The organism is Paenarthrobacter sp. NPDC058040 (assembly GCF_042885775.1).
Classification (GTDB): Bacteria; Actinomycetota; Actinomycetes; order Actinomycetales; family Micrococcaceae; genus Arthrobacter.
In genome coordinates this window covers 313,107-328,232 of sequence record NZ_JBHVRN010000001.1, presented here as the reverse complement: position 1 = coordinate 328,232, position 15,126 = coordinate 313,107, and the positions used below count along the sequence as shown (strand labels likewise).

The 15,126-nt window shown below is 65.2% G+C and carries 14 protein-coding genes; 12 read left to right on the top strand and 2 right to left on the bottom strand.

All coding sequences use genetic code 11. The features are described from left to right. Nucleotides 1-9 precede the first annotated feature (9 nt). On the bottom strand, nt 10-1,458 hold the full coding sequence (locus tag ACFVSJ_RS01455) for a sugar porter family MFS transporter (protein ID WP_387433509.1): 1,449 nt from the start codon (nt 1,456-1,458) through the stop codon (nt 10-12). A gap of 138 nt (nt 1,459-1,596) precedes the next feature. On the opposite strand from ACFVSJ_RS01455, the gene ACFVSJ_RS01450 reads away from it, so the two are divergent. The 3 genes from ACFVSJ_RS01450 to ACFVSJ_RS01440 all read left to right on the top strand — a co-directional run bounded on the left by ACFVSJ_RS01450 (nt 1,597) and on the right by ACFVSJ_RS01440 (nt 3,403). Then, nucleotides 1,597-2,607: a LacI family DNA-binding transcriptional regulator gene (locus ACFVSJ_RS01450; RefSeq protein WP_387433507.1), complete on the top strand. Its 1,011-nt coding sequence runs from the start codon at nt 1,597-1,599 to the stop codon at nt 2,605-2,607. Between the two features lie 72 nt (nt 2,608-2,679). Then, a complete protein-coding gene (locus ACFVSJ_RS01445) occupies nt 2,680-3,120 on the top strand; it encodes a hypothetical protein (RefSeq protein WP_387433505.1) in 441 nt (146 codons plus the stop codon). Nucleotides 3,121-3,178: 58 nt separating this feature from the next. Next, nucleotides 3,179-3,403, top strand: a complete 225-nt coding sequence (locus tag ACFVSJ_RS01440; protein ID WP_387433504.1) for a hypothetical protein — start codon at nt 3,179-3,181, stop codon at nt 3,401-3,403. On the opposite strand, the gene ACFVSJ_RS01435 is transcribed toward ACFVSJ_RS01440, so the two are convergent. Then, complete coding sequence (locus ACFVSJ_RS01435; protein ID WP_387433502.1) at nt 3,400-3,993, bottom strand: dihydrofolate reductase family protein; 594 nt, start codon at nt 3,991-3,993, stop codon at nt 3,400-3,402. The two genes, ACFVSJ_RS01440 and ACFVSJ_RS01435, sit on opposite strands and share 4 nt — an antisense overlap. 105 nt (nt 3,994-4,098) lie before the next feature. Here ACFVSJ_RS01435 and ACFVSJ_RS01430 point away from each other — a divergent pair, with 105 nt between their 5' ends. The 9 genes from ACFVSJ_RS01430 (at nt 4,099) to ACFVSJ_RS01390 (ending at nt 15,100) form a co-directional block, all read left to right on the top strand. Then, complete coding sequence (locus tag ACFVSJ_RS01430; protein ID WP_387433499.1) at nt 4,099-4,530, top strand: hypothetical protein; 432 nt, start codon at nt 4,099-4,101, stop codon at nt 4,528-4,530. A gap of 569 nt (nt 4,531-5,099) precedes the next feature. Next, nucleotides 5,100-7,733 (top strand): GMC oxidoreductase, encoded by a 2,634-nt coding sequence (locus tag ACFVSJ_RS01425; RefSeq protein ID WP_387433497.1) that lies wholly within the window; start codon nt 5,100-5,102, stop codon nt 7,731-7,733. 42 nt (nt 7,734-7,775) lie between these two features. Beyond that, entirely contained in the window at nt 7,776-9,788 is a 2,013-nt protein-coding gene (locus ACFVSJ_RS01420; RefSeq protein ID WP_387433495.1) for a hypothetical protein, read from the top strand. Continuing rightward, nucleotides 9,785-10,822, top strand: a complete 1,038-nt coding sequence (locus ACFVSJ_RS01415) for an alpha/beta fold hydrolase (protein ID WP_387433493.1) — start codon at nt 9,785-9,787, stop codon at nt 10,820-10,822. Before ACFVSJ_RS01420 ends, ACFVSJ_RS01415 begins: the two co-directional genes overlap by 4 nt. After that, complete coding sequence (locus ACFVSJ_RS01410; protein ID WP_387433490.1) at nt 10,819-11,784, top strand: acetoacetate decarboxylase family protein; 966 nt, start codon at nt 10,819-10,821, stop codon at nt 11,782-11,784. The genes ACFVSJ_RS01415 and ACFVSJ_RS01410 overlap by 4 nt, the downstream gene beginning before the upstream one ends. Then, nucleotides 11,781-12,263 (top strand): hypothetical protein, encoded by a 483-nt coding sequence (locus ACFVSJ_RS01405; protein ID WP_387433487.1) that lies wholly within the window; start codon nt 11,781-11,783, stop codon nt 12,261-12,263. The genes ACFVSJ_RS01410 and ACFVSJ_RS01405 overlap by 4 nt, the downstream gene beginning before the upstream one ends. Then, nucleotides 12,260-12,709, top strand: a complete 450-nt coding sequence (locus tag ACFVSJ_RS01400; RefSeq protein WP_387433485.1) for a hypothetical protein — start codon at nt 12,260-12,262, stop codon at nt 12,707-12,709. The genes ACFVSJ_RS01405 and ACFVSJ_RS01400 overlap by 4 nt, the downstream gene beginning before the upstream one ends. Further along, complete coding sequence (locus ACFVSJ_RS01395) at nt 12,706-14,052, top strand: patatin-like phospholipase family protein (RefSeq protein ID WP_387433483.1); 1,347 nt, start codon at nt 12,706-12,708, stop codon at nt 14,050-14,052. Before ACFVSJ_RS01400 ends, ACFVSJ_RS01395 begins: the two co-directional genes overlap by 4 nt. 169 nt (nt 14,053-14,221) lie before the next feature. After that, nucleotides 14,222-15,100: an FAD-dependent oxidoreductase gene (locus ACFVSJ_RS01390; RefSeq protein ID WP_387433480.1), complete on the top strand. Its 879-nt coding sequence runs from the start codon at nt 14,222-14,224 to the stop codon at nt 15,098-15,100. The last annotated feature ends 26 nt before the right edge of the window (nt 15,101-15,126 follow it).

Genomic DNA, 15,126 nt, shown 5'->3' with positions numbered 1-15,126 from the left:
AAGCACCGGCTACTTCTTGTGCACCAGGTAGATGGCGCCGGTGGTCACGTCTTCTTCGAGTGCTTCAAGGGTGCGGCCGCGGGTTTCCGGAACCTGCGTGTAAATGAACACCAAGGCCAGGATGCCGACCACGCCGAACAGGAAGAACGTCCCTGTGATGCCCACCCCGGCAACGAGGGTCGGGAAGAACAGGCCCAGGAGTGCGTTCGCGATCCAGAGGCAGAACACCGAGAGGCCAATGGCGAAGCCACGGACGTGGAGCGGGAAGATCTCGGACAGCATCACCCAGACGGCGATGTTGAGGAAGGTCTGCATGGAGCCGACGAAGGCCACCACCAGAAAGAGGATCACGAACGGGCGGGCTGCGTTGCCCACAGGCAGGACGATCGAGGCGATGCCAATCAGGAAGTGGCAGACGGTGGTCAGCGTAAAGCCAAGGAGCAGCGTGGTGCGGCGGTTGACGCGCTGCATCAACGTTAGCGCGATGACACCACCGACGACGGCGATCACACCGGGCGCGATGTTGGCGATCAGGGCGGCGCTGGAGTCGAAACCGGCCTCGACCAGGACGGACTGTCCGTAGTACATGATCGAGTTGATGCCGGTCAGCTGCTGGGCCACGCCCAGGCCGATTCCCACCAGGATGATGCGCAGGATCCACTTGTCCTTCAGTGCTGCCCAGGAGGTTGCCTTGGAGGCCTTTTCTTCGTCGGCCAGGTGCTTCACATCAGCCATCTCCGCTTCGGCGCGGTCTTCGGAACGGATGGTCTTGAGGACGGCGAGTGCCTCGCGGGTGCGGCCTTTGGAGATCAGCCAGCGCGGCGATTCCGGCATCCGCAGCATGCCGAAGAACAAGGCAATGGCAGGCACGGCGGCTGCGGCAAGCATGATGCGCCATACTCCCCCGAATTCACCCCAGATGTTTCCAATGATGGCGTTGACCACGAAGGCTGCAAGCTGGCCGATAACGATCATCAGTTCGTTGCGGCCTGCGAGGGAACCACGGATTTCATACGGCGCCAGTTCGGCGAGGAAGACTGGAACAACCGTTGACGCGCCACCGACGGCGAGGCCCAGGATGATCCGGCCCAGCACCATGACCTCGAAGCTGGGAGCAAAAACACAGGCAAGGGTTCCGACGAAGAACAGGGTGGCCAGCAGGATGATGGTCTTCCGGCGGCCCCAGCCGTCGGAGAGCCTGCCACCGGCGACTGCGCCTGCAGCGGCACCGAAGAGGAGTGAACTGGTGACAATTCCTTCCGTCAGCGGTGTCAGGGAGAGGTCGACCGTCATTGGCCGGAGTGCCCCGTTGATCACGCCCGTGTCGTAACCAAAGAGGAGGCCGCCGAACGTGGCGACCAAAGCTACCAGGCCCAAGCGTTTACGGTGCGGCCCGTTGGTCAGCGGAGGCAGGGCCGCATTATGGGCACTCTCCGGCTGCGTTTGCGTAGCAGACATCAGGACTCCTTTGTCAGTGTGTTGCGGGTCATACCCACCCGCTCTGACACAAGACTAACGCGCGAAAGACTTAAATGTAAGGTCAAACTAACAAATGACTTTAATTGTTCGGTTTTGTCTTCATGGCAGGATGATCCCATGGCACCCGAGAACCAGCCGCGCCGCGCTGCAACGCAAAGTGACGTTGCCCGCGAAGTCGGCGTGTCGCGCACCCTGGTCTCCTTCGCTTTCCGGGGAGCGCCAGGAGTCAGCGGAGAAACCAAGCAAGCGATCTTCGAGGCGGCCAGGCGTCTTGGATACCGGCCCAACGCCGTAGCCGCCGACTTGGCACGCAAGCACCGGTCCGCCGTCGGGCTTTACATGCTGGACATCCGCAACGAAATCTACGCCGACATCCTCAGCGGCGTCCGGACAGCCTTGGCCCAGGAACATAACCGGCTGATCCTGAGCGTTTCGCGGTCCGTCGACGGCGAGGACCGCGGCGCGCTGGAGTCCCTGATCGAAGCGAGGGTGGGGATCATCATCGCCGCCACGCTCTTGGATACGGACGAAGAAGTGCACGATATGGCCCGCACGGTTTCGCTCGTTAGTGTCACCCGCCCCGTGGAAGGCGTGGACAGCGTCTATTCCGACGATGCCTTTGGCGCCCGGGCGGCGACCGAGCACCTGCTGGGCCTGGGACACACGCGGATCGCGCACCTGGCGGGCCCCGTCCATGACGGCCACGTGGTCCGGCGCCGCGCTTACGAACAAACCATGCGGGAAGCCGGGCTGGTTCCCCAAACGGTGTGCGCAGACGACTTCACCCAGCAATCGGGAGAGCGCGCCGCCGCCATGATCCTGGAACAAAACGACCGGCCAACGGCAATCTTCTGCCACAACGACCAATTGGCCCTCGGCACCCGGGAAGCGGCCTACACCAAGGGCCTCTCGATCCCCGAAGACCTGTCCCTCATCGGCTATGACAACTCCCGGACCGCGGGTCTGCACGGCATCGACCTCAGTTCCGTGGACCTGCACGCGGTGCAGCTCGGCGTGGCTGCCGGGGAAGTTGCGCTGCAGCGGCTCGCCAATCCGGACGGGCCGCCGGCCGACCGTAAGTTCACTCCCGAACTGGTCCTGCGACGTTCGACGGCGCGGCCCACCTAGATACGGCGGAGGCAACCGGCTCCGGTCCAGAAGCGGTCAAGAAGCGCCGCGGCGTTGAATTACTCTCATGAAATGATTATTTGGCGTGGTTGGGGAATCCTGGTGGTTCTCATATTTGTACTAAGCGGCGGCGTGGCCAGCGGAGTGACGCACGGAAACCCCATAGCAATGGGAATTGGCTTCGCTGCCGGGGCGGTCGGAATCTGGTTTCTCGGGAAACGGTTCAACCAGACCGGACCCAAGGAGGCCTATGAGACCGCCGTTAACCTTCGGGCGCAGGAGCTCCAGCGAATGGTGGAAGTGGGGGCCTACCAGTTCCCCGGCTTGCCCGCCCCGCAGTCCGTCGAGGAGGCCCATGCCCAGGCCGAACAGCAATGGAAGCATGAGGCCGAAACCGCCCGACGTGGCTACTTCAACCGGCACAGCCTTTTCTTCCTCCCCATGCGGTACTGGGCCATAGTGGCAGGTCTCGTCGCCGTAGCGACCATCATCACCGGCCTGATTCGAGGCTGATATTCAAACCCAGTCCCTAAGGATCGACCGCGCAGCCCCGGCGTGGAAGACTCCGACTATGACAATCCAACAATGGTGGCCCAAGCTGTCGGCTGCCTCCCGGGAATGGCTGATCGACAACAACGGCGACGCCGTGCGGCCGGACATCGTTGACGAAATCGCCGCCGCGGGTGGTCCTGACGCGGCCGATCCCTGGTGGGCCGCCGGCGAAACGGACGGACGTTACTTCCCCGACGACGCCGTCGACTGGATCGAGGAAACGGCCAACCTGGAAACGACCTAGCCCACCTTGTATCGAAGGTGCGAGACGAGGGGTGTCCCGCGGACCTCCAGCGGCTCCAGCTTCAGCTCGCCCACTCCGTCCAGCAGCCGCTCCCCCGCCCCCAGGACAATCGGAGCCACGTGCAGCCGCAGCTCATCAATGAGTCCCGCAGTCAGGAATTGACGGGCCGTGGAAGCACCACCAGCGATGGCAACATTCTTGTCGCCGGCCGCCTCCCGCGCGCGGGCCAGCACCGACTCGATGGGATCATTGACGAAATGGAAGGTGGTACCGCCCTCCATCTCCATCGGCTCGTGCGCATGGGTGGTCAGCACGAACACGGGCGCACGGTACGGCGGTTCTTCGCCCCACCAGCCGCGCCAATCCTCCGGCCACGGCCCATCACCCGGTCCAGCGAACATGTTGCGGCCCATGATGTACGCCCCGGCTTCGAGGATCCCGGCCACTTCTGTCGCGTTGGCATCGCGTTCTTCGAACTGCCATCGGTGCAGCCTCTCAGCGCCGGCGCCGAGGGGCTGTTCCATGGACTGGTTAGGTCCGGCCACGAAGCCGTCAAGGGACACAGTGAGATCGCAGGTAACTTGGCTCATGCGCCCATCCTGCCAGCATGCATGCGCGGGCGACTAGGCTCCGTTGAACCCGCCGTTGCTGCGTCCTACGCTGAACGTGTCCACGCACGGGAAGGAAGGGCGGCCATGGTACGAGAACAAGAACCCGCTTTGGAGCAACTGGACATCCTGGTGGGCACGTGGGAGACCGCGATTCCCAGTGCGGAGACGCAGGGACGAACATCCTTTGAGTGGCTTGAAGGCGGCGGCTTCCTCATCCAGCGTTCCACGGTGCAACGGCCGGAGTACCCCAACGCCGTCAGCATCATCGGTGCCACGGGCTCGGACGGGGCGTTCCAGCAGCACTACTTCGATTCCCGCGGGGTGGCCCGGATCTACGACATGACCCTCCGGGACGGCCTCTGGACGCTTTTCAGGGACGGCCCGGACTGGCCGCAGCGCTTCGTCGGCCGCTTCAGCGAAGACGGCAACACCATCACGGCCCGGCTGGAACGCGGCACCTACCCGGGCGGCCCACTGGAGCACGACTTCGACATGGTGTACACGCGGATTTTGTGATTGGCTGCCGCGTCCGAGGCTAAAGGGCCGTCAGGGTCGGTCTAGGTTGTCACGTTCCGACGGAAGTCCGGCCGCTATTCGTCGGCGGTCCTCCTTGGCGGAGGACCTGAGCCTGCGCAACCTAATCACCCCGCCCGTGATTATTAGGGCGAAGGCCAGCGTGAACATGGCACCCAGCAAGCCGATGGCCCAGTATGTAGCCGGATCATAAGCGCTGGGTGCAAATACAAGGAAAAGGATGTAGGTCACAGCTGTGAGCACTGTCCCGCTTAGCGAGAAAATGTTCGATGCAAAGGCAGCGTCCATTGTCGCCCTGCTGGATGGATTCCTGGCCATGCTTACCCCTTGGGCTGCGAACACGAAACCGTCGATCAGACTCTCAGCGGCATATGCAGAGCCTGATCGAAATGAACTGAGGAATCAAGAGTTCCAAGCCCACTACACGCGGATTACTCCACCTCATGGACAGATTCCCGGACCGGTGGGAACATAAGGGCCATAATCCGCGGAGGCATCGCCCGGCCAGGCTCGGGTAACTCCAGGTCAGCTCTCGTTTGAGGGGAACGGCCATGGTTCGGCTGGGGAACACGAACACCGGGAATCAGGGCCCAGAGCCCGCCGTCGATCGGGCACGCCACAGCAATACTCCGGAGAAAGTCGACGCCGTGGTGGTCGGCTCGGGCTTCGGAGGATCCGTGGCAGCCTTCCGCCTGGCCGAGGCCGGACAATCCGTGGTGCTCATGGAACGCGGCAAACCCTACCCACCGGGCAGTTTCGCCCGGTCGCCGTCGGAAATGGGCCGGAACTTCTGGGACCCGGACCGTGGTCTGTACGGGCTGTTTGATGCCTGGACCTTCCGCGGCACGGAAGGGCTGGTGTCCAGTGGTTTGGGCGGTGGTTCCCTGATCTACGCCAACGTCCTCCTGCGCAAGGACGAGAAGTGGTTCGTCAACGAGTCCCCTATCCCGGGCGGCGGATACGAAAACTGGCCCTTCACCCGAAAAGACCTTGACCCGTTCTACGATGCCGCCGAGGCCATGCTGCAGCCGGTCCCCTACCCGTGGAAGGACACGGCCAAGACCCTGGCCATGGAAAACACCGCGGCCACACTGGGCCTGTCCATCAGCCGGCCGCCCATTGCCGTCACGTTCGCTCCAACCCCAGACGGGGAACCCCGGACCAACCATCCCCTCCCTTTACCGGAGTATGGGAGCATCCACGGCCCCAACACCGTGAGGACCACGTGCACGCTCAGCGGTGAATGCGACATTGGCTGCAACGCGGGCGCAAAGAACACCCTGGACCACAACTACATTTCCGCGGCGGCGGCAAAGGGCGCCGACGTCCGTACCTTCCACGACGTCCGCGGCATCCGGCCCCTGGACGGCGGTGGGTACGAGGTCCGGTATGTGGTGCACCACCCCGAAAACCAGGGCGGACTCCTGACAGAGCAGATCATCCATTGCCGTCGCCTCATCCTCGGTGCCGGCACCTTCGGGACCAACTTCCTGCTGCTGCGGAACCGGGGCTCGCTTCCTGCCCTGAGCGACGCTTTGGGGACGCGCTTCAGCGGCAACGGCGATCTCCTGACCTTCATCATGGACGCCAAGACACCCGCCACCAACGGCTCGCGGCCCGGCGTGCGGACGCTCACGGGCAGCCGCGGGCCGGTGATCACCACCGCTATCAGGGTCCCGGATGCGAATGACGACGACGGCGACGGTCGCGGCTACTACGTGGAGGACGCGGGGTATCCGGCGTTCATCAACTGGCTCATGGAAACTGCGCAGCTCCGAACCGCAGCCTTGCGCACCGCCCGGGTTGCAGGCCAGTTGCTGAAGGACAGGCTTTTCGAGGCCGGCCGTTCCAACGTCTCCGCAGACCTGGCTGCCGCCTTGGGCGACGGTCGCCTGTCCGCGAGTTCGGTGCCCTTGTTGGGCATGGGCCGGGACATTCCCGACGGCGTCATGACCCTGCGCGATGGCAGGCTCGCCGTTGCCTGGACCATGGCAACGTCCAAGGAGTACTTCGGGCGGGTCCGGGCCACCATGGAGTCGATCGCCAAGGACCTCGACGGGAATTTCGTGGACAATCCACTGTGGTGGGCCAAGCGCGTCATCACCGTCCACCCGATCGGCGGGGCACCTGCCGGAAGGCATCCCGGGGAAGCTGTCTGCGATTCCTACGGTGAAGTGTTCGGCTACCCCGGCTTGTTCGTGGTGGATGGTGCGGCGATGCCCGGACCCGTCGGCGCGAACCCTTCCCTGACCATCGCGGCGTTCGCTGAGCGGGCCTGCGCGCGGATCCTCGACGGCGGCCCGGGTTCGGCCGGTGGGTCAGCGTCCGCCCACCGCGGGATCGTGCCGTCCGACGCGGCCGCCGTCGTCGACGTCGGAGCAACCGCACCCCGCGCGCTGGCGCCGGACGCTACCAAAGGCAAGGGCGCGCGGGAAGAGCAGCCCGCGAGCGCCGCCGATGCCCCCACCACACGCAACCGTGGGCTGACGCCGCCCGGCGGGAGCACCATGCCCCCCACGTCCGTCCGGTTCACCGAGCAGATGCATGGCTGGTTCAGCCCCGGCATGACCGACCCCGAGAAGGGCCGCATGCTTGGCCGGGACCGAAGCCGGAAGATCATGTTCGAGCTGACGATCACCGCCGAGGACATCGATGCGTTCGTCAAGGATCCGAGCCATCCTGCCAAAGCCGAAGGCTATGTCCTCGCCGACTACTTCGGTGGGCGGATGCCAGTGGAGAAGGGCTGGTTCAACCTGTTCGTCGAGGACGAATCGCACGACGGACGCCCGGCGCGACGGATGCTGTACCGGCTGTGGCTGCGCGATCCCGGTGGAACACCCTTCACGTTCACCGGGTACAAGCAGATCCACAACGAAGCGGGCTTCGACCTTTGGCCCGACACCACCATCCTGTACGCGACGATCCTTCGTGGGCACGTGCCACCAAACCTGGATACAGAGGGACCAGACGAAGGCGTGGTCGGGGCCGGCATCCTGTACATCCGCCCACTGGATTTCGCCAAGCAACTGACCACGTTCAGGGCAGAAGGTCCGGCGCCCGCAGCAGGTTTGGCTGCGTTCATGAAGCTGTTCGCGGGCGAACTGTGGAGGGTGTACGGGCGCGGCATCCGGCGTGTTCCGTTCCCCCTCAGATCGACCCGTTCGTCGAACCGCCCAGGCCGCTGATACGCGATGAAAAGCTGGGAGCTCGCAAAGCACAGGGGCATTTTGGGCTTCATTCCTCAGCCCGCGGTCCGGTGGCTCGCTCCCATGTCCTTGGCCCGGACGGCGTTGAAGGTCATGGCGGCCACGGTTTTTGCGGACTTCGGCGACAAGCGCGAGCTGGAGGGGAGTTTCCCGGGCGATCCCCTGCGCCTGGACAAACTTCCGGTTCCCGGCCAGCCAGCCCAGCCACCGGTCACCAGCCGCGGGCTTCCCCGTCCCGGCGAACTGCCCCCGGGCGGGCTTCCCCGGCCGGGCGCCCTGCTCCCGGGCGAGCTTGGCGCGGCCGCCGATGACCGGGAGGCCAACCCCAAGGAACTCTGGCTGGACTTCACCGCCGACCTCGGGGACGGCTTCGACGCTACGTACACCGTGGCATCGCTGCTGGCGCAGGACACACTGCCCGTCGCAGGGAAGGACCTCCCCCGGGGAAGGGTGTTGGTGCTGGGCGGTGACGAGGTCTACCCCGTTGCCTCCCCCGCCGCCTACGAAAACAGGATGGCGGGACCCTATCGGACCGCGTTCCCGGACCGGACGCCCGCATTGCGTGGCCCGCAGAACGCCCCAAACCCTGCGAATTCCACGCAGAGTGGGCCACACAACGAGGTTCCCATCATGCTGGCGCTCCCCGGCAACCACGACTGGTACGACGGCCTCACCTGCTTCATCCGCACCTTCACCCGCCAACGCAACATCGGGGCGTGGCGGACCATCCAATCGCGCAGCTACTTTGCCCTCCGGCTCACCGGCGAAAGCCCGGCCCCGGAGCGCAGTGGCACGCCGGGTTGGTGGCTGTTGGGGCTCGACAGCCAACTGGGCCAATACATCGACGAGCCGCAGCTGGACTACTTCTACCGCAACGTAACACTCCAGCTTCAGCCCGGGGACGCCATCATCCTCTGCGTCGCCTCCCCGTTCTGGGTAGACGCCGACGCCGCCCACGCCGCGGAACGGCCCAACGAATTCCGCCAAGCCAACTTCTTCGAACAGGACTACCTTCGCCGCCGCTTCAACCCTGCCACCGGCCACTTCGAGTCCACGGGGGCCAACGTCCGGCTCTGGCTCACGGGCGACCTGCACCACTACTCCCGGTACGAAGACGACACGCCAGGTGCTGCCAAAACGCAAATGATCACGTGCGGCCTCGGCGGCGCCTATCTCTCCGACGCCCACTGGCTCCCGGAGGAACTCCTCCTGCCTGCGCCCGCCGGACCCGGCGCATCGGCCAGCGTAAACAACAACCCGCCAACCGGCCGACGCTTCACCCGCACCCCCACCATCTACCCGGACCAATCCGACTCGCACCTCCTCGGCCCGCGATTGGCCAACCCGTTCTCTCCCTCCTGGCTTCCGGTGCGCAACCCGGGCTTTGGGCTGTCCATGGGATTCGTCCACGTCGTTGCAGCCCTCACCGTCTGGACTGTCTTCAGCGCCTTCCGCGGCGAATCGTTCGTGGACAGCCTCCGCGGACTGCTCCACGGGAACACGCTGCTGCTCATCGTCGCCCTGGTCCTGGCCATGCCAGTCCTCCTCGGAATCACCGTGCTGTCAGCCCGTGCACTGCGGATCGCCAGGGCCGGAATCGTCGTCTTCATCCGCGGCGCGCTGCACCAACTGTCGGCGCTCGCGGTGAGTGCCGCCGTCGTGATCCTGGTTCCTTGGCCAAGCGGCTGGCCGGACGTCGTGGTGGTGCTGCTGGCCCTGGCGCTGGTCCATGCGGGCGGCTGGGCGCTGGGCAGCGAGGCGTTCGCACTGTACATCCTGGCCACTCCCAGCGGCGAAGTGTCCACCTGGAAGATGTCCGGGCAGTCCATCGAGGACCACAAGGGCTTCCTCCGCCTCCACCTCGCCCCGGACGGCGCCTTGACCGTCTACCCGTTGGTGGTGGACGCCATCTGCCGCGACTGGCGGCTTGCAGACAACGACGACGGCGCGCGGCTGGTTCCGGAGGCCGGCCTGCCTGCCGTGCGGCTGCTTGAAGAACCCATCACCATCTCACGGAAGGGAACCACGCCATGATCATCACCCGTGCCGAGCACCGGACCGAGGTCATCCCGTTCCGTGCCCGGGACAATACCCCTTTGAGCCTGGTCCATGTCACTTCGCCTGTGGAGGCCACCAAGGGGCCTGTGCTGCTGGTCCACGGATCGGGAGTCCGCGCCGAACTGTTCAGGCCACCGATCCGGACCACCATGGTCGATGTCCTCCTGGAAGACGGCTGGGACGTGTGGATGCTGAACTGGCGGGCATCGATCGACCTCGATCCCCTGTCCTGGACGCTCGCCGACGCCGCCGTGTACGACCATCCTGCCGCCGTCGACTACGTCCTCAAGGCCACGGGCGCCGAAACCATGAAGGCCGTCATCCACTGCCAGGGTTCCACCTCGTTCACGATGTCCGCTGCGGCCGGGCTCCTGCCGCAGGTGGATACGATCGTCTCCAACGCTGTCTCTTTGCATCCGGTGGTCCCCGCGTTTTCCCGGCTCAAGATCGACTACCTCACGCCCGTGGTGAAACTCTTCACGCCGTACCTCTCCCCGGCTTGGGGCTACAAGTCGCAAGGCTATTTCACCCGGGCCATTCGCGGGCTGGTCAAGGCGACGCATCACGAGTGCGACAACACTGTCTGCAAGATGGTCAGCTTCACGTACGGCAGCGGCCGCCCGGCGCTGTGGGCCCACGAGAACCTGGACGAGGCAACGCATGAGTGGCTCAGCGGCGAGTTCGCCGAAGTCCCGGTGACCTTCTTCGAAGAGATGGGCCGCAGTATCAAGGCCGGGCACATGGTGGCCGCTGGAGACCATCCGGAACTGCCGGACAATTACGTGGCGGAGGCCCCACGGACCGATGCCCGGTTCGCTTTCATCGCAGGAATGGACAACCTGTGCTTCCTGCCCGAGAGCCAACAACGCAGCTACGAATTCTTCCAAAAACACCGCCCGGGGAAGGACTCCCTCCATCTCATCCCGGGCTACGGGCACTTGGACGTGTTCTTCGGGGAACACGCCTGGCAGGACACTTTTCCGGTCATCATGCAGGAGTTGAACTCATGAAATCCCTCACCGAACTGGTCACTCCCGTGCTCAAACTCATGCCCTCGCCCGTCCCGCGGCGCCAGGAGCGGCTGCGGGGCCAGTATGCGCAGGCAGACGGCATCAAGTACGTCATGCCCGTAAACTCCGACGATTCCCCCGTGTTGATGGCCGCATTCCCCATCAACAAGCGCGCCGCCGCGGCGATCCTGCCCGGGACCGAGTTGCGGCCCTTCAGCCTGGGCGGCAAAGGGCTGCTGGTGGTCACAGTGGTCAACTACAAGTCCACGGACATCGGAAAGTACATCGAGTACTCCCTGGCCATCGCCATCACGCACGGCAGCCGTCCAGCACCGCCGCTGCTTCCCCTGCTTTTCCAAAAGACGTTCAAGTTGGGCCAGTTCGTGGTGGACCTCCCCGTCAGCACGGAGATCTCCGTCAAAGGCGGGAAAGGCATCTGGGGCATGCCCAAACACCAGGCAAACCTGGACTTCGTGGTCACTGATGCCACGGTGTCGGCGCAATACGACAAGGACGGCAAACTGGGCTGCTACATCGAGATCGAACGGCCCGACCCCTTGGGATTGCCCCTCAAACTGGCAGCATCCAATTACTGTGCCTTCCGGAACATGCTCTGGAAATCGGACATCTACTTCGAAGCCACAGGCGACATCGCCCTTGGAGCCCAAGCAAAGGCGCGCCTCATCCTCGGTGACGCACCCGGCGTCGAAGTTTTGAAAACGCTGCAGGTGGAGAGCAAACCGATCTTCACCGCCTGGCTGCCACAGGCCCACGGAGTCTTGGACGACCACTACGAAGCCTGGTTCCTTACGGCTCCCACCGAAGCAGGTGCGGCGGGCATCCGCGGCGGGGACATGCTGGACAGCGTCACGGACCTTGGCCAGGGGCAGGAATGGCTGGCTCCGCCTGACCGCAGCAGGATCCCCGGTGCTGCGGAACGGGCCAGCGGTGGTGGGCAGTGAACTGGCTCCTGCTCATCAACGCGCTCTACTTCCTCTTCGGCGCAACCATGTACGTGGGCACCATGTGGGTCCTCAAATTCTTCCTCTACCCCACCTGGCGTTCACTGGCCCGGGACAACGTGGACATGCACTTCGGCATCCCCACCCGGGCGGCCACCAAGTTCTTCACGGTGGTGGTGCCCATCATGTTCATTTCCGGCGGCATCCTGGTCTGGTCCGAATGGGGCACCATCCGCGTCATTCCGGCGGTCATCTGCCTGGTGGGAATCATTACGCTGACCGTGGTGGGGCAAGGCATCATCATCCCGATCAATGTCCGCATCCGCGGCGGAGATTTCAAGGACGACGCCGAACTGCGAGCCCTGCTCCTCCGTTGGATGCTCCTCAACGACATCCGCTTCTACGTTTCCACCCTCACGTGGGCGGCGATGGTCTGGCTGCTGGTGGACCGGGGACGGCTCGTGGAGTCCTTCTCGTGAGCGCCCACGCGGAATCCCGGAAGCCACACCCTCCCGGAACCGTGGCGTGGGCCGTCGCGGACCCGCTGCGCGCCGTCCTCGCTGCGATCGCCGTCATCACCGTGATCACAGGCGTGGTTGAAGTCCCCTTTGGAGGCCCCCTGCTCCAGTTGCTCGGTGCCGACCCAACGCCCGAAGCCCGCCAACTGTTCGGCACAGTGGGCATGTTCATGGTGGTGGTTGGCGGACTGCTCCTCCACACGCTGCTCAACGCCGCGCCCTCCCCCGAGGTGGTCCTCTGGTCCGGCGTGCAGAAAGCCGGCGCCTTCGGCGCTGTGGGCATTGGGGTCCTCAACGGAGTCTTCTCCCCGATCGCGCTGTTGGTCGCGTTCTTCGACCTCGCGACGGCGGTACTCCTCTTCGTGTACTGGCGACGGCTGGGAGCCGCGCCCGCCCTGCCGCGATGAAACGGTCCCTGGTCCTGGCCGGCGGCGGCATGCGGGTGGCATGGCAGGCAGGGGTGATGTGCGCCCTGGAGGAAGAAGGCCTGGAGTTCCAGCACGTTGACGCCGCTTCCGGGGGAATCATGACGGCAGGGATGCTGCTTTCCGGGGTGTCCGCGAAGGAGATGTGCCGGCGCTGGTCCGGCGTGGACGTGAAGGATTTCGGATCGGCGCTCCCGTTCGGCGATTACCTCAAGGGCCCTTGGTCCCTTCCTGCCATCGGCGATGCTGACGGCATCCTGGACAAAGTCTTCCCGGCCTTGGGGATCAACGACGCTGCGATCCGTGGGCGCGCGGCGGAACCGGGCGCCGTCGAGGGTTCCTTCAACGTGGTGGAGTTCACCGAGAAACGGTGCCATGCACTCGACGCGAAGGAGATCGACGCGGAGCTGATGGCAGCGGGCATGTCGCTGCCGATCTTCCTCACTCCCCTGCGGCGCGACGGCAAGATCTGGACCGATGCCGTGTGGATGCGTGACGCCAACGTGGCAGAGGCACTGCGCCGGGGTGCCACGGAGGTCTGGCTCATTTGGTGCATCGGCAACTCGCCCTACTGGGGTAACGGGCCATTGGAGCAATACGTCCACATGATCGAAATGAGCGCCATGGGTGCGCTGCTTGCGGATTTCGAGGCCGCAGCCGCTGTTGGACGCGAGTTTGTGTTGCACGTTGTCCGCCCTTCCCATCCCTTGCCGCTGGATCCCGAGTTCTACCTGGGCAGGGTGGACGCAGACACCCTGATCGGCATGGGGTACCGCGACGCACGGGCATACCTCGATTCGAAGACACCGCAGGGCCTCGCCAAGGATTCCAGCTGCACGGCCATGACCGACCCCGCCCCGGGAGTGCGCTTCAACGACACCTTGCGCGGGGAAATCGGGGGCGACCCCCTGGCGTTCCGGGCCACAGTAGTGCTGCCCACCGTGGCCCCAGGTGAACCACCGGACTTCACCGGCTACGTGGACCACGTCCGGTTCGGTGGCCGGGCCTTCATCGCTGACGGGCGCGTGGAAACATCCGGTTCAGATGTCACCTACCGTGGCCGCGTGAGGCTCGACGGCGGGTGGCAGGAACTCGCGGTCACGCGCACCCTGCATGACGACCCCGGTCCGGACGCCTGGTTGGACTCGCGCCGCGCACAGCTCACCCTCGGCGATGCCACCGCGGAAGTGACCATGTCCCTTGCCGACGCGGCGGGGCTGCTGTCGTCGGTGGAACCCGTAGGTGCCCACGGGGTCGTGGACCGTGCGGCCGCCGTAGCGGGGTTCGCGGCCAACGGCCTGCGCGAGCTGCTGCGGCGGTACTGAACTGCTTCGTCGGCTCTGGACACCAATGTGACCTACGTTATTACCGGCCGGTAAACACCACGCTACGGAACGTCCAAAGATGGCAACAGCGGGGAAACACCCGCGAAAAACCGGAGGCCTAGGCTGATGATCACAAGCACCAAACAGGTCATCAGCGAAAGGGCCCACCATGTCCTCAACTTCCCTCCACATCGTCATCGCAGGCGCAGGCCCGGCCGCCCAGGCTTTGGTGCGGAGGCTCGCAGGCAAGGGTGGCCCACGCCCCCAGGGTCACCGCACCTTCGACGGCACCATCACCGTGCTGAGCAACCGCGATGAATGCTCCGACGAACTTCTTGAACTGGCCGAACTGCCGAAGGTTTCCATTCGCTTCGGCCAGGCCGCCAGCTACATCGACGCCGCAGCCAAGGTTGTCACCACCGTGGACGGCATGGACTTCGCCTACCACCAGCTGGTCATCGCCACCGGCTCCGCGCCCGCGCTCCCGCCCGTCACCGGGGCGTACTGCGGCCTGAACTACTCCACCATCGACGACGCCGGCCCCATTGGCGAAGCCGTCAAGGACGTCACCCGGGTTGTTGGCCGGCGTCCGCTCGGCATCCTCGTCGGGACCGGACCTGCCGCTGGACAGGCCGAGGCCGTCCTCCGGGCCCGGGGTGTCCGTCCCGTGCGCACCACGCTGCGGCCAACCGCCGTCGTACCTTCCCTTGCCGGTTCCGCGCTGCCGGCCACCGGCATCCTGTTCGAAGACGGCAGCAGCATGAACGGCGACCTGGTGGTCCTGGCCGAGGAGCGCACCGCGCGGACCGAACTCGCCGAAAGTGCGGGCCTGGCCATAGCGCACGACGGCGGCATCGCCGTCGGGCGGGACCTGGCCACCTCGGTGCCGGGCATCTGGGCAATCGGCGACGCCGCGTCCTGCGACGGGCTGCGGTTGGGACTGCTCCTCTCGGCGGAATCCTCGGCCATGCTCTGCGCCTCGGGGCTGCTCTCCGCTTCCCGCGCCGGCGTTTTCAACCCGGCGGAGCAGGCGCCCGCTGCGGCTTGAGTACCTCCGCTCGTGCCTGTGGCGTG

What these genes read in the sequence shown, in the direction of transcription:
- ACFVSJ_RS01395 (WP_387433483.1), top strand. Translation starts at nt 12,706, where the DNA reads ATGAAACGGTCCCTGGTCCTGGCCGGCGGCGGCATGCGGGTGGCATGG.
- ACFVSJ_RS01445 (WP_387433505.1), top strand. Translation starts at nt 2,680, where the DNA reads ATGATTATTTGGCGTGGTTGGGGAATCCTGGTGGTTCTCATATTTGTA.
- ACFVSJ_RS01455 (WP_387433509.1), bottom strand. Translation starts at nt 1,458, where the DNA reads ATGTCTGCTACGCAAACGCAGCCGGAGAGTGCCCATAATGCGGCCCTG.
- ACFVSJ_RS01390 (WP_387433480.1), top strand. Translation starts at nt 14,222, where the DNA reads ATGTCCTCAACTTCCCTCCACATCGTCATCGCAGGCGCAGGCCCGGCC.
- ACFVSJ_RS01430 (WP_387433499.1), top strand. Translation starts at nt 4,099, where the DNA reads ATGGTACGAGAACAAGAACCCGCTTTGGAGCAACTGGACATCCTGGTG.
- ACFVSJ_RS01440 (WP_387433504.1), top strand. Translation starts at nt 3,179, where the DNA reads ATGACAATCCAACAATGGTGGCCCAAGCTGTCGGCTGCCTCCCGGGAA.
- ACFVSJ_RS01415 (WP_387433493.1), top strand. Translation starts at nt 9,785, where the DNA reads ATGATCATCACCCGTGCCGAGCACCGGACCGAGGTCATCCCGTTCCGT.
- ACFVSJ_RS01410 (WP_387433490.1), top strand. Translation starts at nt 10,819, where the DNA reads ATGAAATCCCTCACCGAACTGGTCACTCCCGTGCTCAAACTCATGCCC.
- ACFVSJ_RS01435 (WP_387433502.1), bottom strand. Translation starts at nt 3,993, where the DNA reads ATGAGCCAAGTTACCTGCGATCTCACTGTGTCCCTTGACGGCTTCGTG.
- ACFVSJ_RS01450 (WP_387433507.1), top strand. Translation starts at nt 1,597, where the DNA reads ATGGCACCCGAGAACCAGCCGCGCCGCGCTGCAACGCAAAGTGACGTT.
- ACFVSJ_RS01425 (WP_387433497.1), top strand. Translation starts at nt 5,100, where the DNA reads ATGGTTCGGCTGGGGAACACGAACACCGGGAATCAGGGCCCAGAGCCC.